This window comes from Pantoea sp. X-Soil-ISGK-275 (assembly GCF_059730795.1).
Window position 1 is genome coordinate 960,490 of the sequence record NZ_AP035976.1, and the last position, 22,919, is coordinate 983,408.

Below are 22,919 nucleotides of genomic sequence, written 5' to 3' on the forward strand. Positions count from 1 at the left end.
CCGCGAGCCGCAATTCGGTGGCTCGCCCGGACGGAACGCGCTCATGTCTTTATCTCATCTTGCTTCGCTGCTGACACCCGACGCTGGCTATGTGCTGGCGTTCAGCGGCGGACTCGATTCCACCGTGCTGCTGCATCAATTGGTCTGCTGCCAACGTCAGCAGCCAGCGCTGCGCGTGCGCGCGTTACACGTCCATCATGGTCTCAGCCCGAATGCCGATAGCTGGGCGCTGCATTGCCAGTACCTTTGCCAGCAGTGGCAGATTCCCTGTGAAGTGCTGCATGTGCAGGTTGATGGTCGCGCCAACGGCATTGAAGCGGCCGCCCGCGAGGCGCGCTATCAGGCGCTGTTTCAGCAGCTGCAACCCGGTGAGCACTTACTTACCGCTCAGCACCTCGACGACCAGGCGGAAACGCTGCTGCTGGCGTTAAAACGCGGCAGCGGACCGGCGGGTTTGGCCGCGATGCCGCCGCAGCGCAGCGTTGGCGCACATCGGCATCTGCGTCCCTTGCTCGACGTTAGCCGTCAGCAGCTGGAAAACTATGCTGCCGAACATCAGCTGCGCTGGATTGAAGATGAAAGCAACGCCGATAGCCGCTATGACCGCAACTTCCTGCGTCAGCAGGTGCTGCCGCTGCTGCAGGCGCGCTGGCCACACTTCAGCGCCGCCAGCGCGCGCAGCGCCGCGCTGTGTGGTGAGCAAGAGCAACTGCTCGACGAGTTGCTGGCTGAACAGCTAGGGCAGCTTAGCGATGCGCAGGGCGCGCTACACTTCCCGCAGTTAATGAACATGAGCGAAGCGCGACGTCATGCGCTGTTGCGTCGCTGGATTGCCCAACAGGGCGGCGCGATGCCTTCGCGCGAGGCGCTGAAACGCATCACCGATGAAGTCATCAACAGCCGTGAAGATGCTAAACCCTGTTTGCGCTTCAGCACTTTTGAGCTGCGCCGCTATCGGCAGAAACTCTATTGGTTAACGCCACAGCCTTCACTTAGTCAGCACTCGCTAACCTGGCAAGACCGCACGCAGCCGCTCGATTTACCGGCCGGTTTAGGTTCGCTGCAGGCAAATGCGTGGATTGCCGAGCTGCGTCAGCCTGCAGCGGATGAAGCCATCATAGTCCGCTTCCAGGCGCAGGGTTATTATCACTTGCAAGGGCGCGCAGGTGGCCGCGAGATGAAGAAGCTATGGCAAGAGTTGGGCGTTGCGCCCTGGCTGCGCGAACGTATCCCGTTGATTTACTTTAACCAGACGCTAATTAGCGCGCCGGGGCTGTTTATTACCCGTGAAGGCGCAGCCAGCAATGAGCAAGGCTGGCAGGCGATCTGGTTACCACAACAATAAAATGGAGAGCAATGATGAAACTTTGGATGGCAGCGACGTTATTCGCTGCGGCGCTGCCGGCGTTGGCCGACGGCGATGTCAATGCAGGCGCGCAAAAAGCGGCAAGCTGCATGGCGTGTCACGGTGCCGAGGGCAAAAGCGCGGTGCCGCTCTATCCCAATCTGGCCGGGCAACATGGGCCTTATCTGCTGCATTCACTGCAAGCTTATAAAAAAGGCGAGCGGAGCGGTGGCCAGGCGGAAGTGATGAAAGCGTTTGTGGCAGGATTGAGCGATCAGGATATGGCAGACTTATCGGCGTATTACAGTTCGTTAAAGCCTTAAACGAGGTGGGCGGGATGTGATTCCCGCCCGAGAGAGGTTTTACTCGTCTTCGCTAACGACGACGGTGCCCAGCTCCGGATGGGTGAAGCTGGCGATGTGGTCGAGCCGCACTTCGCGGGTCTCGCCTGAGAGATCGACGGCAAGGTACTCAACATTTTTACGTGAGACCATGTCCACGGCTTTCGCCTTGAGCTGATCGCCGTTTTTAAGCTCTAACGACAGCGTCCAGTTTTTTTGGCAGGCGAGTTCGAGGTTGTCGTAATCATCGCAGTTGATGGGTTTATAGGCTTCATTCGTCAACATAGTCGCTCACCAATAAGTTTGCAGCGGCATACGCTGCTTGTTCCCTGAGAGAAGAGTTTAGCGCAGAATCAGCGGCAATATCGTTGAGAGCCTTCAACGCACAACCTATGGCGTCTGGCACATACCCAAGGTCGCCGCTACCAATTTCGGCATACTTCTGGCGAACTAACTCACAATACTTTTGCACATACACCTCCTCAGCAGAGTTGATACTCTGGATGATAGGCGACTATATCACAGGAATTTCATGGAAATCAGCCCGGTCGTCACGGGAATGATGCAAGGAAATGGGCAAAAGTGACATTTCGCGCTGGTCTCATGCACGCAGCGTGCGCACAAAAGGTTAAGTTGATGAACAGGTTATTACACGACGCAACGTCGAGCCAAACGGCAGGTGACAGATGATTGTGCTGTCTCGAACGGTTTCACTTGCAGATAATGAAGTGGAACTCAGTGCCATCCGTGCGCAAGGTGCCGGTGGCCAGCATGTGAATAAAACCTCCACGGCGATTCACGTGCGGTTTGATATTCATGCATCGTCGCTGCCGCCGTTCTATAAAGAGCGACTGCTGGCGGCCAGCCATCATTTGATCACTGCAGAAGGCGTGGTGATCATCAAAGCGCAGGAGCATCGCAGCCAGGAAATGAATCGGGAAGCGGCCGTGCAGCGGCTGATTAATCTGATTCAGGAGTTAACCACGGTGGAAAAAGTGCGGCGCGCGACCAAACCCACGCACGGCTCTAAAGTGAGGCGGCTGGAGGGTAAAACCCGGCGCAGTAACGTGAAGGCGATGCGCGGAAAGGTGCAATAAAAAACGCCTCCGGCTGGAGGCGTTTTAGCGTTACTTGTTCAGGGCTTTCGCCAGGAAGTCGACGATGTCATGTTGCTTAATCATCTGCTTCTCGCTGGCGGTACGCGCCTTGTACTCGATCTCTTCGTTATCGAGATTACGATCGCCAATCACGATGGTGTGCGGCACACCGATCAGCTCCATATCGGCGAACATCACGCCTGGGCGCTCTTTACGGTCATCCAGAATCACGTCAATGCCTTTGGCTCGCAGCGTGTTGTACAGCTCTTCAGCCAACTGCTGCACACGGAAAGACTTGTGCATGTTCATTGGCAGGATTGCCACTTCAAACGGTGCCAATGCCGCAGGCCAGATGATACCGCGCTCGTCGTTGTTCTGCTCAATCGCAGCCGCCACAACGCGCGTGATACCGATACCGTAGCAGCCCATGGTCATTACCTGGTTACGACCATCTTCGCCTTGTACTGCCGCTTTCATCGCTTCGGAGTACTTGGTACCCAACTGGAAGATGTGACCCACTTCGATACCGCGTTTAATCTGCAGCGTGCCTTTGCCGTCTGGGCTTGGATCGCCTTCCACCACGTTACGGATATCTTCCACACGTGGTTCTGGCAGATCGCGCCCCCAGTTGATGCCGCTCAAATGCTTGCCATCAATGTTCGCACCGGCGCAGAAGTCGCTGATTTTCGCCACGGTACGATCGGCGATCACTGGCATGGTCAAACCGACCGGGCCGAGTGAGCCTGGACCGGCACCGAGCAGCGCGCGAATCTGTTCTTCGCTCGCCATTTCCAGCGGTTCAGCGACGATATCCAGCTTCTCGGCTTTGATCTCGTTCAGCTGATGATCGCCGCGCAGCAGCAGGGCAACCAGCGTGTGGCCGCTCTCTTCGGTGGCTTTGACGAACAGCGTCTTGACGGTTTTCTCAATCGGCAGCTGATGTTGCTCAACCAGCTCAGCGATAGTCTTGGCGTTTGGCGTATCGAACTGCGTCATGGCGGTTGTTGCCTGCGGACGCTCGCCAGCCGGCGCTACGGCTTCGGCTTTCTCAATGTTGGCCGCATAATCGGATTCGCTGGAGAAGATCACGTCATCTTCACCGCTCAGCGCTAACACCTGGAATTCATGTGATGCGCTGCCGCCGATAGAACCGGTGTCAGCTTGTACGGCGCGGAAATCCAGACCCATACGGCTGAAGCTCTGGCTATATGCGCGGTACATCGCGTCGTAGGTTTCCTGCAACGATTCCTGCGTGGTGTGGAACGAGTAAGCATCTTTCATGATGAACTCGCGTGAACGCATCACACCAAAGCGCGGACGCACTTCATCACGGAATTTGGTCTGGATCTGATACAGATTAATCGGCAACTGCTTATAAGAGCTCAGTTCGTTGCGGATCAGATCGGTGACCACTTCTTCGTGGGTTGGACCCAGCACAAAGGGACGTTCGTGACGGTCTTTAATGCGCAGCAGTTCCGGGCCGTACTGCTCCCAACGGCCACTCTCTTCCCACAGATCGGCAGGCTGAACCACCGGCATGGAGATCTCAATCGCACCGGCGTTGTTCATCTCTTCACGCACGATGTTTTCAACTTTTCGCAGCACGCGAATACCGGTCGGCAGCCAGGTATAAAGACCAGAAGCCAGTTTGCGGATCATGCCGGCGCGCAGCATCAGCTGGTGGCTGATCACTTCTGCATCGGAAGGTGTCTCCTTCAGAGTGGAGAGCAGATATTGAGTAGTACGCATTGATTACGATTCCAGTTATACGGAAGGAGACTGACAAAATTTTTCTGGCGGCTAGTGTACCAGCGAGAACAATCACTCAAAAGCGCGTTTTAACGGGGATCGAGGGCGATCACCTCGGTTCCTGCCGCATCAATGCGCCAGCGCACGTTAAAGTCGAGTAGCCAGGCGGCATATTCACGATCTTCGGTCTCACCTTTACGGTAAGCCGGACGCGGATCCTGCGCTAGCACCTCACTGATGAAACGCGCTAACTGCGGGTAGGTTTTCTGCTGCTGTTGGAGCTGGCTCTGCGCCAGCAGCGAAAAGCGTACCGGCATGCTGGCATCAGGCGCCGCCTGCGCAAACCCGGCGCGCGCGTCTGGCAGCGCTTCGGCAAATGGCAGATAAGGTTTGATATCCACCACCGGCGTGCCATCGACTAAATCGAGGCTGCCGAGCTGCAAGATCACCTGCTGCTTCTCGCAGCGAATGCCTTTTAACTCAACCAGCGACATGCCGACAGGATTGGGGCGAAAGGTTGATCGAGTGGCAAACACGCCCATACGCGTATTGCCGCCGAGGCGCGGTGGGCGTACGGTCGGACGCCAGCCACCTTCCAGGGTTTGGTGAAACACAAACAGCACCCACAAATGACTGAATTCTTCGAGCCCGCGCACCGCTTCCGGCTGATTATAAGGCGGCAGCAGATGCAGCTCGCCGCCGCCATCCTGCACCAGACCGGGCTGGCGCGGGACGGCAAACTTCTCTTTCCACGGCGAACGAATTACGCCGATTTGCGCGAAGGCAAACTCACTCATTGATTCGAGACTTTCAGTGCAGAGCCCTGGCAAATGGCCTGGCGATAGCATCCCGGCGTGCTGGTGACAATTTCGCACTTATGCAGCAGGACGGCGTTGGCTTTCATGCCGGCCGCTCGGATCTGCAGGCGCTTGCGCGCGGTGTTGATGTTAGGTGGCGAATCCTGGCTGCTGCTCTGGCAATCTTCAGCGGACACTTCGCCCAAATCGCGGAACGGGTTGCTGACCAGATCGGCCGCATCGGTGTAGATCTTCACCGGCGCAGGACGTGGAGTCGGTTTGCGTTCTGGCTCGCTGGATGCCTGTTGCGGGCGAGAAGGAGCACTGCTTATCGGGTGATATTCACGCACACACCCGGCTAGCATCAATGCCAACAAGCAGAGCGGTAAAAAACGCATGGCAACATCCTCAAGTAATAAAAAGTGGCGTTATTGAAACAAGGACGACAATAAATAACAAGTCAGGTGCAATTTATGGCAAAAGAAAGGGCGGCCTAAGCCGCCCTGTAAGGCATGAAAGGTGAAAATTACCAGCCTTTCACTGCGCCGCCGTTGAAGATCTTGTTGGCCGCTTCAGACACTTCGTCTGACTGGTAAGCCTCAACAAACTTCTTCACGTTCTCAGCGTCTTTGTTGTCTTCACGGGTCACGATCAGGTTCACGTAAGGTGAATCTTTGTCTTCCACGAAGATGCCATCTTTCGCTGGCGTCAGACCAATCTGGCTAGCGTAAGTGGTGTTGATCACCGCCAGAGCGATCTGCTGATCGTCAAGTGAACGTGGCAGCTGCGGCGCTTCCAGCTCAACAATCTTCAGTTTTTTCGGGTTCTCAGTGATATCCAGTGAAGTTGGCAGCAGACCAACGCCATCTTTCAGTTTGATCAGGCCCACTTTCTGCAGCAGCAGCAGAGAACGTCCCAGGTTGGTTGGATCGTTGGGGATGGCGATCTGTGAACCGTCCTGCAGATCATCCAGTGATTTGATTTTCTTCGAGTAGCCCGCGATTGGGTAAACGAAGGTGTTCGCCACCGCAGTCAGCTTGTAGCCACGATCTTTGATCTGCTGATCCAGATACGGTTTGTGCTGGAAGGCGTTAGCGTCGATATCACCTTTGCTCAGCGCTTCGTTTGGCAACACGTAATCGTTAAAGGTTACCAGCTCAACGTCGAGGCCATATTTCTCTTTCGCCACTTTCACCGCGGTTTCAGCAACCTGCTGCTCAGCACCGACAATCACACCCACTTTAATGTGGTTTGGATCTTTTGCTTTCTGATCGCATCCTGCCAGCGCAATTGCGCCAATCAGAGCACCCACAGCGGCAATCTTTTTAAATGTAAAAGACATATCCCTTCCTTAATAGAGGACTATTGATGTTGCTTGCTTACTTATGGGACACAGCACGTACGATGCGGTCGCCACAGAATTGGATTAAATAGACCAGCACAACCAGCAGAACCAGCACGGTGTTCATTACAGTCGCGTTATAGCCGATGTAACCGTATTGGTAGCCAATCTGACCCAAACCGCCAGCGCCAACCGCTCCGCCCATTGCGGAGTAGCCAACCAGGGTAATCAGGGTAATTGTAGCGGCATTCACCAGACCTGGCAGCGCTTCCGGCAGCAGGACTTTGCGCACGATCTGCAGCGGCGTGGCGCCCATGGCGCGTGATGCTTCGATCAAACCGGTTGGCAGCTCCAGCAGGGCGTTTTCCACCATACGTGCAATAAACGGCGCGGCACCCACGGTCAACGGCACGATAGCAGCTTGCAGGCCAATCGAAGTGCCGACGATGGCGCGGGTGAACGGAATCATCCACACCAGCAGGATAATGAACGGAATTGATCGGAAGATATTCACCAGCGCCGACAGCACGCGATAAAGCACGTTGTTGGCCAGAATCTGGCCGGGACGCGTCACATACAGCAGCACGCCCACCGGAAGACCGAGGACAAAACCAAAGAAACCAGAGACAAAGGTCATCATCAGCGTTTCCCAGACGCCGCGCGTCAGTAACCACATCATCGCTTCAGACATAACCCAACACCTCTACTTTCACATGATTTTCTTTCAGCCAGGCAATGGCGGCTTGTGTATCTGTTTCGCTGCCATCCATCTCAGCCAGCATGATGCCGAACTTCACGCCACCGGCGTAATCCATCTGCGCACTGATAATGTTGTTATTGACGTTGAAGCGACGGGCCGCTTCAGACAGCAGCGGAGCATCAACCGATTTGCCGGTGAACTCCAGACGCAGCAGCGGCACACTTTCGGCTGTTGCCTGAGACGCCATGCGTTGCTGGTAATCGTCGGGGATATCAAGATGCAGCGTTGACTGAATGAATTGCTGCGCCAGTGGTGTTTTAGGATGCGAGAACACTTCGCTCACGCTGTCTTTCTCTATTAACTCACCGTTGCTGATGACCGCAACCTGATCGCAGATGCGTTTCACCACATCCATTTCATGCGTGATCAATAGGATGGTAATGCCGAGACGGCGGTTAATGTCATTCAGCAGCTCCAGAATCGAACGCGTGGTGGCAGGATCCAGTGCGCTGGTGGCTTCATCACACAGCAGCACTTTTGGATTGCTTGCCAGTGCACGGGCAATCGCGACACGCTGCTTTTGTCCGCCAGAAAGATTCGCTGGCCAGCTATCATGCTTGTCGGATAATCCCACTAAATCCAGCAATTCGCTAACACGCTTCTTTATCTGTTCACGTGAAAGATTACCCAACTCCAATGGCAGCGCCACGTTGCCGGAGACGGTGCGGGAGTTCATCAGGTTAAAGTGCTGGAAAATCATGCCAATCTGGCGGCGTGCCAGCGTCAATTGACCAGAGGAAAGCGTGGTTAGCTCCTGGCCATCTACCAGCACGCGTCCAGAGGTTGGGCGCTCCAGCAGATTGACGCAGCGAATCAGTGTACTTTTACCGGCACCAGATGAACCGATGACGCCATAAATCTGTCCAGCAGGCACGTGCAGGCTGACGTTCGACAGCGCCTGAATGGTGCGTGAACCTTGCTGGAACACTTTGGTGATATTCTCAAGTTTAATCATTAGTTTATTTATTATCGTGTTGCATAGTCCGTGGTGTATCGGGCTTCACTCAGCAGGGCTGTGCGAAATTTGGATGGATGTTAAGGCATCCAGACGGCTAAATCAATGGAAGTCATTCAAACTGCCATTCTCTCGCTATACGCAATCATGCGATACTTAGCGACACATTTTCAGCAGGAGTTTCTACGTGGCGAACAAAGTCCCGGCTATTTTTCTTGATCGTGATGGCACATTGAATGTCGATCACGGCTATGTTCATGAAATCGATAATTTCGAATTTATTGATGGCACCATCGAAGCGCTGCAGTCGCTGAAGAAGATGGGCTATGCGCTGGTACTGGTGACGAACCAGTCGGGGATTGCGCGTGGCATGTTTACCGAAGATCAGTTTATGCAGCTCACCGAATGGATGGATTGGTCGCTGGCCGATCGCGATGTTGATCTGGATGGCATCTATTTCTGTCCGCATCTGCCTGATGCCACAGTAGAAGCGTATCGCCAGCAGTGTGATTGTCGCAAGCCGCAGCCGGGCATGTTGCTCTCCGCGCAGCAGCATCTGGATATCGATATGGCTTCTTCTTATATGGTAGGCGACAAAATAGAAGATATGCAGGCGGCGTTAGCAGCGGGTGTGGGCACGAAAGTGCTGGTACGTAGCGGCAAGCCGGTAACGCCGGAAGGTGAAGCGGCAGCGGATTGGGTGATTAATAGTCTGGCAGAGCTGCCTGCACGCATTAAAAAGGCCTAAAAACGGGCCTTTTGCGCAAATTTCAAGCGAACAGCAAAAAACTTGAAATTTGCACTTGTCAGCTCCGAATAACTCCCTATAATGCGCCACCACTGAGACGGCAAAGCGGCAACGCAGACGGCTCAGCAGGGAGTGAAGAAATTCATCCCGCCGGATGAAAACGCTGAAAAAAGTGTTTGACTCCGAAGGAGAGTAGCGTAGTATACGCCACCTCGCGACAGACGGTTCAGCCGCTGCTCGCAACGCTCTTTAACAATTTATCAGACAATCTGTGTGGGCACTCGCAGGATTGATATCAGCGTCTCCGGACGCAACAAAATATCAAAGCCTCACGAGTGAACACATAATGAAATTCATTATGACGTTTTACAGATGAGCACCGCTGAACTTGTTTCAGCAAATCAAACTTAAATTGAAGAGTTTGATCATGGCTCAGATTGAACGCTGGCGGCAGGCCTAACACATGCAAGTCGAACGGTAGCACAGAGAGCTTGCTCTCGGGTGACGAGTGGCGGACGGGTGAGTAATGTCTGGGAAACTGCCCGATGGAGGGGGATAACTACTGGAAACGGTAGCTAATACCGCATAACGTCGCAAGACCAAAGTGGGGGACCTTCGGGCCTCACACCATCGGATGTGCCCAGATGGGATTAGCTAGTAGGTGGGGTAATGGCTCACCTAGGCGACGATCCCTAGCTGGTCTGAGAGGATGACCAGCCACACTGGAACTGAGACACGGTCCAGACTCCTACGGGAGGCAGCAGTGGGGAATATTGCACAATGGGCGCAAGCCTGATGCAGCCATGCCGCGTGTATGAAGAAGGCCTTCGGGTTGTAAAGTACTTTCAGCGGGGAGGAAGGCGGTGGAGTTAATAGCTTCACCGATTGACGTTACCCGCAGAAGAAGCACCGGCTAACTCCGTGCCAGCAGCCGCGGTAATACGGAGGGTGCAAGCGTTAATCGGAATTACTGGGCGTAAAGCGCACGCAGGCGGTCTGTCAAGTCGGATGTGAAATCCCCGGGCTTAACCTGGGAACTGCATTCGAAACTGGCAGGCTAGAGTCTTGTAGAGGGGGGTAGAATTCCAGGTGTAGCGGTGAAATGCGTAGAGATCTGGAGGAATACCGGTGGCGAAGGCGGCCCCCTGGACAAAGACTGACGCTCAGGTGCGAAAGCGTGGGGAGCAAACAGGATTAGATACCCTGGTAGTCCACGCCGTAAACGATGTCGACTTGGAGGTTGTTCCCTTGAGGAGTGGCTTCCGGAGCTAACGCGTTAAGTCGACCGCCTGGGGAGTACGGCCGCAAGGTTAAAACTCAAATGAATTGACGGGGGCCCGCACAAGCGGTGGAGCATGTGGTTTAATTCGATGCAACGCGAAGAACCTTACCTACTCTTGACATCCAGAGAACTTAGCAGAGATGCTTTGGTGCCTTCGGGAACTCTGAGACAGGTGCTGCATGGCTGTCGTCAGCTCGTGTTGTGAAATGTTGGGTTAAGTCCCGCAACGAGCGCAACCCTTATCCTTTGTTGCCAGCGGTCCGGCCGGGAACTCAAAGGAGACTGCCAGTGATAAACTGGAGGAAGGTGGGGATGACGTCAAGTCATCATGGCCCTTACGAGTAGGGCTACACACGTGCTACAATGGCGCATACAAAGAGAAGCGACCTCGCGAGAGCAAGCGGACCTCATAAAGTGCGTCGTAGTCCGGATCGGAGTCTGCAACTCGACTCCGTGAAGTCGGAATCGCTAGTAATCGTAGATCAGAATGCTACGGTGAATACGTTCCCGGGCCTTGTACACACCGCCCGTCACACCATGGGAGTGGGTTGCAAAAGAAGTAGGTAGCTTAACCTTCGGGAGGGCGCTTACCACTTTGTGATTCATGACTGGGGTGAAGTCGTAACAAGGTAACCGTAGGGGAACCTGCGGTTGGATCACCTCCTTACCTGAAGATACCTTCCCGCGCAGTGCTCACACAGATTGTCTGATAAAAAGTAATGAGCAAGACGGCTGCGAAGTCGTGACACTACCCGTGTCCCCTTCGTCTAGAGGCCTAGGACACCGCCCTTTCACGGCGGTAACAGGGGTTCGAATCCCCTAGGGGACGCCACTTGCTTGGTGACAGGTGAAAGGTGTCTCCACGAAGTATCTCAAAACTGACTTAACCGTCATGTTTGAGATATTGCTCTTTAACAATCCGGAACAAGCTGAAAATTGAAACGACGTGTTGGTTCATTTCTCCGTAATAAGAAATGAATAACAACATGTTCGAGTCTCTCAATGCCTGCAGTCCGCAGCGTTGCAAAACGCCTGTGGGTTGTGAGGTTAAGCGACTAAGCGTACACGGTGGATGCCCTGGCAGTCAGAGGCGATGAAGGACGTGCTAATCTGCGTAAAGCGTCGGTAAGGTGATATGAACCGCTACAGCCGACGATGTCCGAATGGGGAAACCCGGTGCACTCAGTGCATCATCGCAACATGAATACATAGTGTTGCGAGGCGAACCTGGGGAACTGAAACATCTAAGTACCCAGAGGAAAAGAAATCAACCGAGATTCCCCCAGTAGCGGCGAGCGAACGGGGAACAGCCCAGAACCTGAATCAGTTTGTGCGTTAGTGGAAGCGTCTGGAAAGTCGCGCGATACCGGGTGACAGCCCCGTACACGAAAGTGCACATTCTGTGAGTTCGAAGAGTAGGGCGGGACACGTGGTATCCTGTCTGAATATGGGGGGACCATCCTCCAAGGCTAAATACTCCTGACTGACCGATAGTGAACCAGTACCGTGAGGGAAAGGCGAAAAGAACCCCGGCGAGGGGAGTGAAACAGAACCTGAAACCGTGTACGTACAAGCAGTGGGAGCCTCTTTATGGGGTGACTGCGTACCTTTTGTATAATGGGTCAGCGACTTATATTCTGTAGCAAGGTTAACCGTATAGGGGAGCCGCAGGGAAACCGAGTCTTAACTGGGCGTTAAGTTGCAGGGTATAGACCCGAAACCCGGTGATCTAGCCATGGGCAGGTTGAAGGTTGGGTAACACTAACTGGAGGACCGAACCGACTAATGTTGAAAAATTAGCGGATGACTTGTGGCTGGGGGTGAAAGGCCAATCAAACCGGGAGATAGCTGGTTCTCCCCGAAAGCTATTTAGGTAGCGCCTCGTGAACTCATCTTCGGGGGTAGAGCACTGTTTCGGCTAGGGGGCCATCCCGGCTTACCAACCCGATGCAAACTGCGAATACCGAAGAATGTTATCACGGGAGACACACGGCGGGTGCTAACGTCCGTCGTGAAGAGGGAAACAACCCAGACCGCCAGCTAAGGTCCCAAAGTCATGGTTAAGTGGGAAACGATGTGGGAAGGCACAGACAGCCAGGATGTTGGCTTAGAAGCAGCCATCATTTAAAGAAAGCGTAATAGCTCACTGGTCGAGTCGGCCTGCGCGGAAGATGTAACGGGGCTAAACCATGCACCGAAGCTGCGGCAGCGACACTATGTGTTGTTGGGTAGGGGAGCGTTCTGTAAGCCGTTGAAGGTGGCCTGTGAGGGTTGCTGGAGGTATCAGAAGTGCGAATGCTGACATAAGTAACGATAAAGCGGGTGAAAAGCCCGCTCGCCGGAAGACCAAGGGTTCCTGTTCAACGTTAATCGGAGCAGGGTGAGTCGACCCCTAAGGCGAGGCTGAAAAGCGTAGTCGATGGGAAGCAGGTTAATATTCCTGCACTTGGTGTTACTGCGAAGGGGGGACGGAGAAGGCTAGGTTATCCGGGCGACGGTTGTCCCGGTTTAAGCGTGTAGGCTGATATCTTTGGTAAATCCGGGATATCTTAAGGCTGAGGCGTGACGACGAGCCACCACGGTGGTGAAGTAACTGATGCCCTGCTTCCAGGAAAAGCCTCTAAGCTCCAGGTAACACGAAATCGTACCCCAAACCGACACAGGTGGTCAGGTAGAGAATACCAAGGCGCTTGAGAGAACTCGGGTGAAGGAACTAGGCAAAATGGTGCCGTAACTTCGGGAGAAGGCACGCTGGCGCGTAGGTGAAGGGACTTGCTCCCGGAGCTGAAGCCAGTCGAAGATACCAGCTGGCTGCAACTGTTTATTAAAAACACAGCACTGTGCAAACACGAAAGTGGACGTATACGGTGTGACGCCTGCCCGGTGCCGGAAGGTTAATTGATGGGGTTATCCGCAAGGAGAAGCTCTTGATCGAAGCCCCGGTAAACGGCGGCCGTAACTATAACGGTCCTAAGGTAGCGAAATTCCTTGTCGGGTAAGTTCCGACCTGCACGAATGGCGTAATGATGGCCAGGCTGTCTCCACCCGAGACTCAGTGAAATTGAAATCGCTGTGAAGATGCAGTGTACCCGCGGCAAGACGGAAAGACCCCGTGAACCTTTACTATAGCTTGACACTGAACATTGAGCCTTGATGTGTAGGATAGGTGGGAGGCTTTGAAGCGTGGACGCCAGTCTGCGTGGAGCCAACCTTGAAATACCACCCTTTAATGTTTGATGTTCTAACGTAGGCCCGTAATCCGGGCTGCGGACAGTGTCTGGTGGGTAGTTTGACTGGGGCGGTCTCCTCCCAAAGAGTAACGGAGGAGCACGAAGGTTGGCTAATCCTGGTCGGACATCAGGAGGTTAGTGCAATGGCATAAGCCAGCTTGACTGCGAGAGTGACGGCTCGAGCAGGTGCGAAAGCAGGTCATAGTGATCCGGTGGTTCTGAATGGAAGGGCCATCGCTCAACGGATAAAAGGTACTCCGGGGATAACAGGCTGATACCGCCCAAGAGTTCATATCGACGGCGGTGTTTGGCACCTCGATGTCGGCTCATCACATCCTGGGGCTGAAGTAGGTCCCAAGGGTACGGCTGTTCGCCGTTTAAAGTGGTACGCGAGCTGGGTTTAGAACGTCGTGAGACAGTTCGGTCCCTATCTGCCGTGGGCGCTGGAGAATTGAGGGGGGTTGCTCCTAGTACGAGAGGACCGGAGTGAACGCACCACTGGTGTTCGGGTTGTCATGCCAATGGCACTGCCCGGTAGCTAAGTGCGGAAAAGATAAGTGCTGAAAGCATCTAAGCACGAAACTTGCCCCGAGATGAGTTCTCCCTGACTCCTTGAGAGTCCTGAAGGGACGTTGAAGACTACGACGTTGATAGGCCGGATGTGTAAGCGCAGCGATGCGTTGAGCTAACCGGTACTAATGACCCGTGAGGCTTAACCTTACAACGCCAGAGGCGTTTTGGTCTGAGAGACCGGTATTTTCAGCTTGTTTTACGGATTAAAGATTTAGCGGAAGCGGATGTTATTCGTTTTTGCGCAAAGAATTTGCCTGGCGGCTTTAGCGCGGTGGTCCCACCTGACCCCATGCCGAACTCAGAAGTGAAACGCCGTAGCGCCGATGGTAGTGTGGGGTCTCCCCATGCGAGAGTAGGGAACTGCCAGGCATCAAATTAAGACCCGTTATCGGGTCGTGACCTTCCCGGTGACGCGGAAAGGGCGAAACACCTGAAATCAGAACGATTGTCTGATATCAGTACAGAATCGGTGGAGCGGTAGTTCAGTTGGTTAGAATACCTGCCTGTCACGCAGGGGGTCGCGGGTTCGAGCCCCGTCCGTTCCGCCACTTAATTGATAAGCCCTGACTGCAAAGTCAGGGCTTTTTCATGTCTGTAATTCCGCTAATATTGTTGATAAAAAATCAAAATTCTTCTGCTTATAAGCGGATTTTTCATCAACAATAAACCTGCCAGAATATTTCCCATCGAACACAACGCTATCCGATGAGGAAATCATGACAATCCCCGCCTTTGGTTTAGGTACTTTCCGTCTGCAAGACGATGTTGTAATCCTTTCAGTTAAAACAGCTTTGGAACTTGGCTATCGCACAATTGATACCGCGCAAATCTATGAAAATGAAGCAGCTGTGGGTCAGGCGATCACTGAAAGTGGCGTAGCACGTGGCGACTTGTTCGTTACCACCAAAATCTGGATTGAGAATCTTTCGGCTGAGAAGTTGATTCCCAGCTTGGAAGAGAGCCTGGCAAAACTGCGCACCGACTATGTCGATCTCACCTTGATCCACTGGCCTTCTCCAGAAGGGGCGATATCGGTGAAAGAGAGCATGTTGGCATTGATGGCAGCAAAAGAAGCAGGCCTGACGCGTCAGATTGGTATCTCAAACTTCCCAATCGCCTTGATGCAAGAGGCGATTGACGCGGTTGGTGCGGAAAATATTGCCACTAACCAGATTGAGCTGCATCCTTTCCTGCAGAACCGGCAGGTGGTTGAATTTGCTCAAAAGAATGATCTTCACATCACTTCTTACATGACGCTGGCTTATGGCGACGCGCTGAAAGATCAGGTAATCAACGCAATTGCACAGAAGCACAAAGCCACTCCAGCTCAGGTGGTTCTGGCATGGGCGATGACGTTAGGTTACGCGGTGATCCCGTCATCTACCAAACGTGAAAACCTGGCGAGCAACATGGCAGCAGTTGATCTGCATTTAGATGATCAAGATATGGCAAATATTGCCGCGCTGGATCGTCAGCAGCGTTTAGTAAGTCCTGAAGGTCTGGCACCAAACTGGGATTAATCGCGACTTACCTCTTCAGCCCTGCACTCGCCAGGGCTGATCTTTAACCCATTCACTTAGAAAATCGATAAACGCCCGAACGCGCTGACTAACTCCCAGGTCACTGTAATAGACCGCATTAAAAGGCATTTCAACTGGTACGCGCTGTTCAGCTAACAGTTCAATAAAAGTGCCATCCGCTATCTCTTTATCCACCATAAAATCTGATAAACACGCGATACCTTGATCGCCTAGCACTAGCTGTTTGAGCGTTTCGCCGCTGTTAGATGACATACCCGGCGTGATGTCATAAAGCTCGCCACCTTCATCTGTGACAGGCCAGCGATTTAAGCGTGGCGTTTCAACAAAGCCGAGGCATTCATGCAGCGCCAAATCAGCTGCCGATACCGGTACGCCATATTTCGCCAGATAAGCCGGCGTGGCCACTAATTTGCGATAACTAATAAAGAGCAGACGAGCGCGCAACGTAGAATCTGTCAAATTGCCGGCGCGAATCGCCACATCGACTTTGCGTTCGATGAGATTAATAAAGCTCTCCGAAGAGACCAGCGATAGCGTGACGTCTGGATAGCGCTCACGAAAAGGTTTAATCATTGGCAGCAACAGATGCAGAATCACGGGCGTAGCTGCATCGATGCGCAGCACGCCCTGAGGCGCCAGCTGCCGCTCAATCAGCTCGCTCTCGGCAGTCGACATCTCCTGCATCAACTTTTGCACGCGGCGAAAATAGTGCTCGCCTTCATGAGTAAGTGCTAGCTGACGCGTAGTACGCGTTAAGAGCGAGACACCCAGCTTATTTTCCAGCTTTTTAACCGTGCGACTTACCGCTGAATTGGCCATCTGCAACTGTGCTGCTGCACGACTAAAGCTGCCGCTCTCCACCACAGCGATAAACACCTTAAGCTCATCGGACGATGCCTTCATTATCCCTCCAAAAGCAAAAGTCAATTCTCACTTTGCATCTTTTTGTCATTAAAGCATGAGGCAATACTAACGGCCATCAAAACTTCATGGGAGTTAATCATGCCACTCTCTATTTATGCTCTGGGCGTTGCCGGTGATGACTGCTTTGACCAGTAAGTTAGCGCGTAAGCAATTATTAATGGGTTTGATGGTGCTCTTCACCGTTGGCAACCTGGTTGCCTGGCTGTGTCATTGCTGGGCGTCATTGCTCTGGTGGCAAGCCAACTGCTTATCCCGCGTAATATTGCTCAGCCGCTGGCAACAACATTCGCCCAGCAAGCGCGTGTGATGATCAATCCACGTCTGCTGCTGATTTATGCGATTACCGCGCTGGGTTATGGTGTGTCGGTCGCCATTGGTAATATCTGGGGCGGCAAGCTGGCCGACCGCCGTGGCGCGTACCTGCTTTGACACTGTTCTTTATGGCGCTGGCCATTCTGCTGATGGTGTTCCAGTTCACCGCCAGCATGCACTTTATGTCAGTGGCGACAGTATTAGTGATGGGCATCTTCGCCTTTGCCAACGCGCCGGGTTTGCAGGTTTACGTGGTGCAGAAAGCTGAACACTATGCGCCAGGCGCGGGAGATGTTGCATCAGGCCTCAATACTGCAGCCTTCAATATCGGTATCGTTCTGAGTTCCACTTTAGGTGGTTATATTGTCGAGCATTATGGACTGGCGCAAACGCCGTGGGTTGGCGCCGTGATTGTGCTCGGCGCGCTGCTGCTGGTGCGAGTGAGTGGTCAACTCGACAAACCTCAAACGGCGATAGCGATGGAATAGCACGCGCAAAAGCCTGCCAATTGGCAGGCTTTTGCATTGGTATGCTGTGAGGCGAATTCCGACAATCAAGAACACCAATTGAAACCCCGCGCTAAAATCCCTATAACAGTCAGGTGAAGTACGAGTCGTAAACCAGTCAGGCGGGAAAGTGCGGAAAAAAACTTATTCAATGCGTTATGTAGCAGGACAGCCAGCAGAGCGGATCTTTCCGCCGGGGGCAATGCTGCATCTTGGGCAGGCATTACCGCCTGGCGCACCTTTGCCAGCCGATCCCACACTGCGAGTCTTAGTCTGGAATATCTTCAAGCAACAGCGCGCAGACTGGATGTCGGTGCTGCAAGGTTTTGGCAAAGACGCCCACCTTGTTCTATTGCAGGAGGCGCAAGCCACGCCCGAACTGGTCAAATTCGCCACCAGTAACTATCTCGCGGCCGATCAGGTCCCTGCCTTTGTCTTACCGCAACATCCTTCAGGCGTCATGACATTGGCCTCAGCGCATCCTGTTTACTGCTGTCCATTACGCGAGCGAGAGCCGCTGTTGCGTTTAGCTAAATCTGCACTGGTTACCGCATATCCGTTGCCCACGGGCGAAATGCTGATGGTGGTGAACATTCACGCGGTCAATTTCAGCCTGGGTGTCGATGTCTACAGTAAACAGCTCGGGCCGATTGGCGAACAGATTCAGCATCATCGCGGTCCGGTGATCATGGCGGGGGATTTTAACGCCTGGAGCCGCCAGCGTATGAATGCGCTGTATCGCTTTGCGCGGGAGATGTCACTGCGTGAAGTGAACTTCACCGATGACCATCGTCGTAAAGCCTTCGGTCGCCCACTGGATTTCGTTTTCTATCGTGATATGAAGGTCAGTGAGGCCTCAGTGCTGGTGACGCGCGCCTCAGACCACAATCCGCTGCTGGTTGAGTTCAACTCTCTCTACGGTATCGAGCGTTAAGCCAATACGCTCTAGCTCCCATCTAGCAACAATCGAACTCATACTGCTAAGGGTAAGTTAGTGCCTGAACAGGCGATATGCAGAATTCAGCGGAAGCAGAAAATGAAAAAGGCTGACAAATGTCAGCCTTTTCGGGGCATTAGGTATCAGGTGTTGCGCTATTATTCACAAACAGCGTGAGCTTGTCGCCCGGCTGAATGTCTTTAGCGTCACTGTTCCAGCGCATAACGTCTTTGGTATTCACACCGTGACGTTTTGCAATACTGGCAAAAGAATCACCCTTACGTACACGGTAGGTGATGCTGTTGCCGTTATCAGCCAATTGCGTGCTCGCTTTGCCGCTCACGGTCAGAGTCTGACCGGTACGAACAGAAGCGCTGCGCAGATTGTTCTGCTGTTTCAGTGCACTGACGCTTACGCCAAGCTTGCTGGCAATACCAGACAAGGTGTCGCCTTTGCGTACCGTGTAGCTGTTTCCTGCCGCGCTGACTTTCGCCATCTCGGTAGGCTGCACGGAAGCGATATCACCGGAAGCCAGTGAATCGCGCAACTTAGCAACGTTGGACTTCGGCACCATTATATAGTGCGGTCCATTTGGCGCTGTGGCTCCGTTTTTATAACCGGCATTAAATGTCTTCAGCTTGCTGAGAGACATACCGGCCATATCGGCGGCCTGCGTCAGTTCAATCTGCTGTCCCACCTCTACTCGAGCTAATGCACGGCTCTCATTCGGGGTCGGCAATTTGATACCGTAACGCTTGTTGTTCTTGAGAATCTCACTCAAGGCCAACATTTTAGGTACGTAAACCGTAGTCTCGCGTGGCAGCGATAAATTCCAGAAATCAGTCGGCTTACCGCGCGCCTTATTCTGTTTCATCGCTTTCAGCACACGTCCTTCACCGCTGTTGTAGGCGGCGATGGTCAGTAACCAGTCACCGTCAAACATACCGTTCAGACGCTGCATCATATCCAGCGCGACTTTGGTCGAGGCCACCACATCGCGGCGTCCGTCGTACCATTGGTTCTGTTTCAAACCATAGTTTTTGCCCGTTTGTGCAACAATCTGCCAGATGCCGGCGGCATTCGCAGAAGATGTTGCGTGTGGGTCAAAAGCGCTCTCCACTATGGGTAGCAGTACCAGTTCCATCGGCATTTTACGTTTCTGTATCTGCTCGACTATCCAGTACATGTACGGCTCTGCCCGTAATGTTACATCGTGGAGATAGCTCTTATTTTTTAAAAATTTTGTTTTTTGTTCGCGGATCCGGCTGTTTTCCGGAATCCCCATCTTCAACTCGTCACTAATGTGATTCCAGAGATCAGTATCTTCTGCGAGGCTTGTTCCATCATCCTGCCATCGCGGCGATAACAATCGATCTCCGTACTTTCCATTTTCACCTTGACCAGCTGAAGACAGACTCTGTGCATGCTGTACGGGGATATTGGCGTCATTCCTTGATGCCTGACATCCTACCAGCAAGACCGAGGCGAGTAAGATCGCTTTAGCCTTCATGTGTGTGTCAATAGTTCGCTTAAAAGACGAGCAACTATACGTGACGGTCCACCACAACACAACCTCAAATATCAAAAGCGGTCTTTCTTCTCGCGTAGATCGGCGAAAGTTTGCCATAACGCTGACGATGAGACATTAGTGCCTAAAGCCTGTTGTAAATCAGTGTCTTGCGTGCGTAAAAATAAATTTATTTCCCGCTCCAGGGCCAGTTTTGTCGGTAAAGTAATGCGGTTTTCTGCGCGTAAGTCCTTAATTTGCTGATACCTTGCCAAAATTTTAGGGTCATGGGGCAGAATAGCCGCAGCAAACTTCATATTGGATAAAGTGTACTCATGCGCACAGCAAACAAGCGTATCTGCAGGGAGTTGATTAAGTTTTTGAAATGATTTGAACATTTGTTCCGCAGTGCCTTCAAGTAAACGCCCGCAGCCACCGGAAAACATCGTGTCTCCACAGAAAAGATAAGGGGCGCTGAAATATGAGATATGTCCTAAAGTGTGACCGGGTGTTGCGATGACACGGAAAGTTAGCCCAAGGACGGCAAATTCATCGCCTTCGGCCACAATACGCTTTGCTCCTTTATCTGCCGTTTCCTGAGGACCGAAAACCATCAAATCGGGATAGTGCTGCAGCAGTTCATCCACGCCGCCGACGTGATCGTGATGATGATGCGTCAGCAAAATCGCCACAGGTTGCCAATGATTGGCCCTGATTTTATCCAGCACGGGCTGTGCTTCGCCGGGATCGACAATCAAACACTTATTGTCATCGTCTGTCAGTGTCCAGATGTAGTTATCCTGCAATGCGGGAATGCTGGTAAGATTCATAAACACCTCTCAGGTCGTAGAAAAAGGAAAATGGTAGAGCATGAAGCCGGCTAAAACACGCCAAATCCTGACTGCACCGCGCTCCTGGCGCGATATGCCAATGGGAGACTATTTTCGCGATGCGCTCACTCAGCAACTGCAGCCTTATCTCGGCAAGCTGTATGGCTTCCATATGCTTAAAATTGGCAGCCTCAGCGCAGAAATCAACACCAGCCAGTGTGCCATATCGCATCAGGTGAATGTGGGCATTGAGGGCGATGAGTTACAGGTTATCGCCAATAACACGCAATTACCCTTTGAATCTAAATCCGTTGATGCCTGTTTGCTGGCGCACACGCTGGCGTGGAGTCAGGATCCGCACCGCGTGCTGCGCGAAGTCGATCGGGTATTGATCGATGATGGCTGGATGATCATCAGCGGCTTCAATCCTTTCAGTCTATTAGGGATCAGCAAAGGCATTCCGGGGTTACACTCGCGCGCGCCGTGGAGTGGACGCATGTTCAGCCAGGTGCGGCTGCTCGACTGGCTGAGCCTGCTGAATTATGAAGTGGTGTACCGCACGCGTTTTCAGGTGGTGCCGTGGCATCGGCAGGGCGGCAGGGTGATCAGCGCGCATTTACCGGCGCTCGGTTGTTTGAACATTGTGGTGGCACGTAAACGCACGTTCCCGTTAACGCCCACCAAAATGAAGAAGAATCTCAGTCAAAGCCAGCTACGGCAAACGGTTAACGTTACGCGCCAGTTTCGTGAAGTGAAGGATCAGGATTCAACCTGATAACCGATATCATCCTGAGTAGGATTTCCCGCCGCGCTGCGCGCCAGTTCGTCGCAGCGTTCGTTCTCCGGATGCCCCGCGTGACCTTTTACCCATTCCCACTTAATTTCATGGTTGCTGAGCGCTACATCGAGGCGTTTCCACAGATCGACATTTTTCACCGGTTTTTTATCGGCGGTTTTCCAGCCGCGCTTCTTCCAGTTGTGGATCCAGCTGGTGATGCCCTGACGAACATATTGGCTGTCGGTGCTAAGCACCACCTCACACGGCTGTTTTAACGCTTCAAGCGCCACGATAGCCGCCATCATTTCCATGCGATTGTTGGTGGTGAGGCGATAACCCGTACTGAACTCTTTTTCATGCGCGCCATAACGTAAAATGGCGCCGTAGCCGCCGGGACCGGGATTGCCCAGGCAAGATCCATCGGTGAATATTTCTACCTGTTTGCGCATCTCTGGTAGACTTCCTTCTGACAAAACGCCAAGTCTGACATAAAACGAGTCCTATGAGCACTGCAAATAACCGCCAGATCGTCCTCGATACCGAAACCACCGGCATGAACATGATCGGTGTGCATTATGAAGGACATCGCATCATTGAAATTGGTGCGGTTGAGGTGATCAACCGTCGCCTGACCGGCAACAACTTCCACATGTATCTGAAGCCCGATCGGCTGGTGGATCCGGAAGCGTTCGGCGTTCACGGTATCGCCGATGAATTCCTACTCGATAAGCCGATGTTTGCGGATATCGCCGACGAATTTCTCGAGTACATCCGTGGCGCGGAACTGGTGATCCATAACGCATCGTTCGATATCGGCTTTATGGATTACGAATTCGGCATGCTGAAGCGGGATATCGGCAAAACCGACACCTTCTGCCAGATCACCGATAGCCTGGCGATGGCACGTAAGATGTATCCCGGCAAGCGCAACAGCCTCGATGCATTGTGCAACCGTTATGAGATAGACAACAGCAAGCGTACGCTGCACGGCGCACTGCTCGATGCCGAGATTCTGGCCGAAGTGTTCCTGATGATGACCGGCGGTCAAACCTCGCTGGCCTTTTCACTCGATGGCGAGCAGAACAATCAGGGCGGCGGTGAGAATATTCAGCGCATTGTGCGTCCGAGTTCAGGTTTGCGCGTGGTCAGCGCCAGTGATGAAGAGATTATTGCGCATGAAGGTCGTTTGGATTTAGTGCAGAAGAAGGGCGGTAGCTGCCTGTGGCGTGTGTAAAAACGGCTGATTTTGCGTGGAAAATCGACGTTAAGCTGAAAAAAACGCCAAACGAAACATTCCCACATAAAAAGCGTTGACGGGTACGAGAGCTGCAATTAATATGCGCCTCGTTCTCGACGGGGAACAAA

At 53.1% G+C, this 22,919-nt stretch carries 19 protein-coding genes, 2 tRNA genes, 3 rRNA genes and 2 pseudogenes; 14 read left to right on the forward strand and 12 right to left on the reverse strand.

The genetic code is table 11. The annotated features are described in order from the left end of the window. The first annotated feature begins 43 nt into the window (after positions 1-43). Complete coding sequence (gene tilS / locus AC6I8A_RS04280; RefSeq protein ID WP_479490133.1) at positions 44-1,345, forward strand: tRNA lysidine(34) synthetase TilS; 1,302 nt, start codon at positions 44-46, stop codon at positions 1,343-1,345. 14 nt (positions 1,346-1,359) lie between these two features. After that, positions 1,360-1,668, forward strand: a complete 309-nt coding sequence (locus tag AC6I8A_RS04285; RefSeq protein WP_293797512.1) for a c-type cytochrome — start codon at positions 1,360-1,362, stop codon at positions 1,666-1,668. 39 nt (positions 1,669-1,707) lie between these two features. On the opposite strand, the gene rof is transcribed toward AC6I8A_RS04285, so the two are convergent. Together rof and AC6I8A_RS04295 are read right to left on the reverse strand one after the other, a co-directional pair. After that, positions 1,708-1,971: a Rho-binding antiterminator gene (gene rof / locus AC6I8A_RS04290; RefSeq protein ID WP_008108461.1), complete on the reverse strand. Its 264-nt coding sequence runs from the start codon at positions 1,969-1,971 to the stop codon at positions 1,708-1,710. After that, the gene (locus AC6I8A_RS04295; protein ID WP_036622231.1) at positions 1,958-2,158 is read right to left on the reverse strand and encodes a YaeP family protein; all 201 of its coding nucleotides are present in this window, start codon (positions 2,156-2,158) and stop codon (positions 1,958-1,960) included. Before AC6I8A_RS04295 ends, rof begins: the two co-directional genes overlap by 14 nt. Positions 2,159-2,372: 214 nt before the next feature. Here AC6I8A_RS04295 and arfB point away from each other — a divergent pair, with 214 nt between their 5' ends. Beyond that, positions 2,373-2,783 carry an alternative ribosome rescue aminoacyl-tRNA hydrolase ArfB gene (gene arfB / locus AC6I8A_RS04300; protein ID WP_497818079.1) on the forward strand — a complete coding sequence of 137 codons (411 nt, stop codon included), beginning with the start codon at positions 2,373-2,375 and terminating at the stop codon, positions 2,781-2,783. A gap of 30 nt (positions 2,784-2,813) precedes the next feature. Here arfB and proS read toward each other — a convergent pair whose 3' ends face one another. From proS to metN, 6 genes are all read right to left on the reverse strand, one after another. Next, positions 2,814-4,532 (reverse strand): proline--tRNA ligase, encoded by a 1,719-nt coding sequence (proS, locus tag AC6I8A_RS04305; protein ID WP_265301317.1) that lies wholly within the window; start codon positions 4,530-4,532, stop codon positions 2,814-2,816. Between the two features lie 89 nt (positions 4,533-4,621). Then, a complete protein-coding gene (gene tsaA, locus AC6I8A_RS04310; RefSeq protein WP_256695672.1) occupies positions 4,622-5,329 on the reverse strand; it encodes a tRNA (N6-threonylcarbamoyladenosine(37)-N6)-methyltransferase TrmO in 708 nt (235 codons plus the stop codon). Then, positions 5,326-5,727 (reverse strand): envelope stress sensor lipoprotein RcsF, encoded by a 402-nt coding sequence (gene rcsF / locus AC6I8A_RS04315; RefSeq protein WP_497818080.1) that lies wholly within the window; start codon positions 5,725-5,727, stop codon positions 5,326-5,328. Before rcsF ends, tsaA begins: the two co-directional genes overlap by 4 nt. A gap of 128 nt (positions 5,728-5,855) precedes the next feature. Further along, positions 5,856-6,671, reverse strand: a complete 816-nt coding sequence (locus tag AC6I8A_RS04320; protein WP_265301321.1) for a MetQ/NlpA family lipoprotein — start codon at positions 6,669-6,671, stop codon at positions 5,856-5,858. Positions 6,672-6,708: 37 nt separating this feature from the next. Beyond that, positions 6,709-7,362 carry a methionine ABC transporter permease MetI gene (locus tag AC6I8A_RS04325; RefSeq protein WP_256695676.1) on the reverse strand — a complete coding sequence of 218 codons (654 nt, stop codon included), beginning with the start codon at positions 7,360-7,362 and terminating at the stop codon, positions 6,709-6,711. Next, positions 7,355-8,386 (reverse strand): methionine ABC transporter ATP-binding protein MetN, encoded by a 1,032-nt coding sequence (gene metN / locus AC6I8A_RS04330; protein ID WP_497818081.1) that lies wholly within the window; start codon positions 8,384-8,386, stop codon positions 7,355-7,357. The genes AC6I8A_RS04325 and metN overlap by 8 nt, the downstream gene beginning before the upstream one ends. A 187-nt stretch (positions 8,387-8,573) precedes the next feature. Between metN and gmhB the strand changes: the two genes are divergently transcribed. The 7 genes from gmhB (at position 8,574) to dkgB (ending at position 15,739) form a co-directional block, all read left to right on the forward strand. Then, entirely contained in the window at positions 8,574-9,134 is a 561-nt protein-coding gene (gene gmhB / locus AC6I8A_RS04335; RefSeq protein ID WP_293797509.1) for a D-glycero-beta-D-manno-heptose 1,7-bisphosphate 7-phosphatase, read from the forward strand. 409 nt (positions 9,135-9,543) lie between these two features. Then, a 16S ribosomal RNA gene (locus AC6I8A_RS04340) occupies positions 9,544-11,083 on the forward strand. 89 nt (positions 11,084-11,172) lie between these two features. After that, positions 11,173-11,248: transfer RNA gene (locus AC6I8A_RS04345), tRNA-Glu, on the forward strand. Positions 11,249-11,461: 213 nt separating this feature from the next. Next, positions 11,462-14,366: ribosomal RNA gene (locus tag AC6I8A_RS04350) — 23S ribosomal RNA — on the forward strand. Between the two features lie 106 nt (positions 14,367-14,472). Next, positions 14,473-14,588, forward strand: a 5S ribosomal RNA gene (gene rrf, locus AC6I8A_RS04355). The 16S, 23S and 5S rRNA genes sit together here with 2 tRNA genes alongside, the layout of an rRNA operon. 102 nt (positions 14,589-14,690) lie before the next feature. Continuing rightward, a tRNA-Asp gene (locus tag AC6I8A_RS04360) sits at positions 14,691-14,767 on the forward strand. Positions 14,768-14,935: 168 nt separating this feature from the next. Then, on the forward strand, positions 14,936-15,739 hold the full coding sequence (gene dkgB / locus AC6I8A_RS04365) for a 2,5-didehydrogluconate reductase DkgB (RefSeq protein WP_497818082.1): 804 nt from the start codon (positions 14,936-14,938) through the stop codon (positions 15,737-15,739). A 15-nt stretch (positions 15,740-15,754) separates the two neighbouring features. On the opposite strand, the gene yafC is transcribed toward dkgB, so the two are convergent. Beyond that, positions 15,755-16,663 carry a DNA-binding transcriptional regulator YafC gene (yafC, locus tag AC6I8A_RS04370; protein ID WP_479490129.1) on the reverse strand — a complete coding sequence of 303 codons (909 nt, stop codon included), beginning with the start codon at positions 16,661-16,663 and terminating at the stop codon, positions 15,755-15,757. Positions 16,664-16,846: 183 nt separating this feature from the next. Here yafC and AC6I8A_RS04375 point away from each other — a divergent pair. Together AC6I8A_RS04375 and AC6I8A_RS04380 are read left to right on the forward strand one after the other, a co-directional pair. After that, a pseudogene (locus tag AC6I8A_RS04375) lies at positions 16,847-17,484 on the forward strand (MFS transporter); the annotation flags it as partial. 148 nt (positions 17,485-17,632) lie between these two features. Beyond that, positions 17,633-18,436, forward strand: a complete 804-nt coding sequence (locus AC6I8A_RS04380; RefSeq protein ID WP_008105211.1) for an endonuclease/exonuclease/phosphatase family protein — start codon at positions 17,633-17,635, stop codon at positions 18,434-18,436. A gap of 139 nt (positions 18,437-18,575) precedes the next feature. On the opposite strand, the gene mltD is transcribed toward AC6I8A_RS04380, so the two are convergent. After that, positions 18,576-19,949: a murein transglycosylase D gene (gene mltD / locus AC6I8A_RS04385; RefSeq protein ID WP_036648534.1), complete on the reverse strand. Its 1,374-nt coding sequence runs from the start codon at positions 19,947-19,949 to the stop codon at positions 18,576-18,578. A gap of 71 nt (positions 19,950-20,020) precedes the next feature. Beyond that, positions 20,021-20,776 carry a hydroxyacylglutathione hydrolase gene (gene gloB / locus AC6I8A_RS04390; RefSeq protein ID WP_497818083.1) on the reverse strand — a complete coding sequence of 252 codons (756 nt, stop codon included), beginning with the start codon at positions 20,774-20,776 and terminating at the stop codon, positions 20,021-20,023. Positions 20,777-20,816: 40 nt separating this feature from the next. Between gloB and AC6I8A_RS04395 the strand changes: the two genes are divergently transcribed. Next, positions 20,817-21,551, forward strand: a complete 735-nt coding sequence (locus AC6I8A_RS04395) for a class I SAM-dependent methyltransferase (RefSeq protein ID WP_008105214.1) — start codon at positions 20,817-20,819, stop codon at positions 21,549-21,551. On the opposite strand, the pseudogene rnhA reads toward AC6I8A_RS04395, so the two are convergent. After that, a pseudogene (gene rnhA / locus AC6I8A_RS04400) lies at positions 21,536-22,103 on the reverse strand (ribonuclease HI). The gene AC6I8A_RS04395 and the pseudogene rnhA overlap by 16 nt on opposite strands. Between rnhA and dnaQ the strand changes: the two are divergent. Further along, positions 22,057-22,788 carry a DNA polymerase III subunit epsilon gene (gene dnaQ, locus AC6I8A_RS04405; protein WP_256695681.1) on the forward strand — a complete coding sequence of 244 codons (732 nt, stop codon included), beginning with the start codon at positions 22,057-22,059 and terminating at the stop codon, positions 22,786-22,788. The pseudogene rnhA and the gene dnaQ overlap by 47 nt on opposite strands. Positions 22,789-22,919 lie beyond the last annotated feature (131 nt).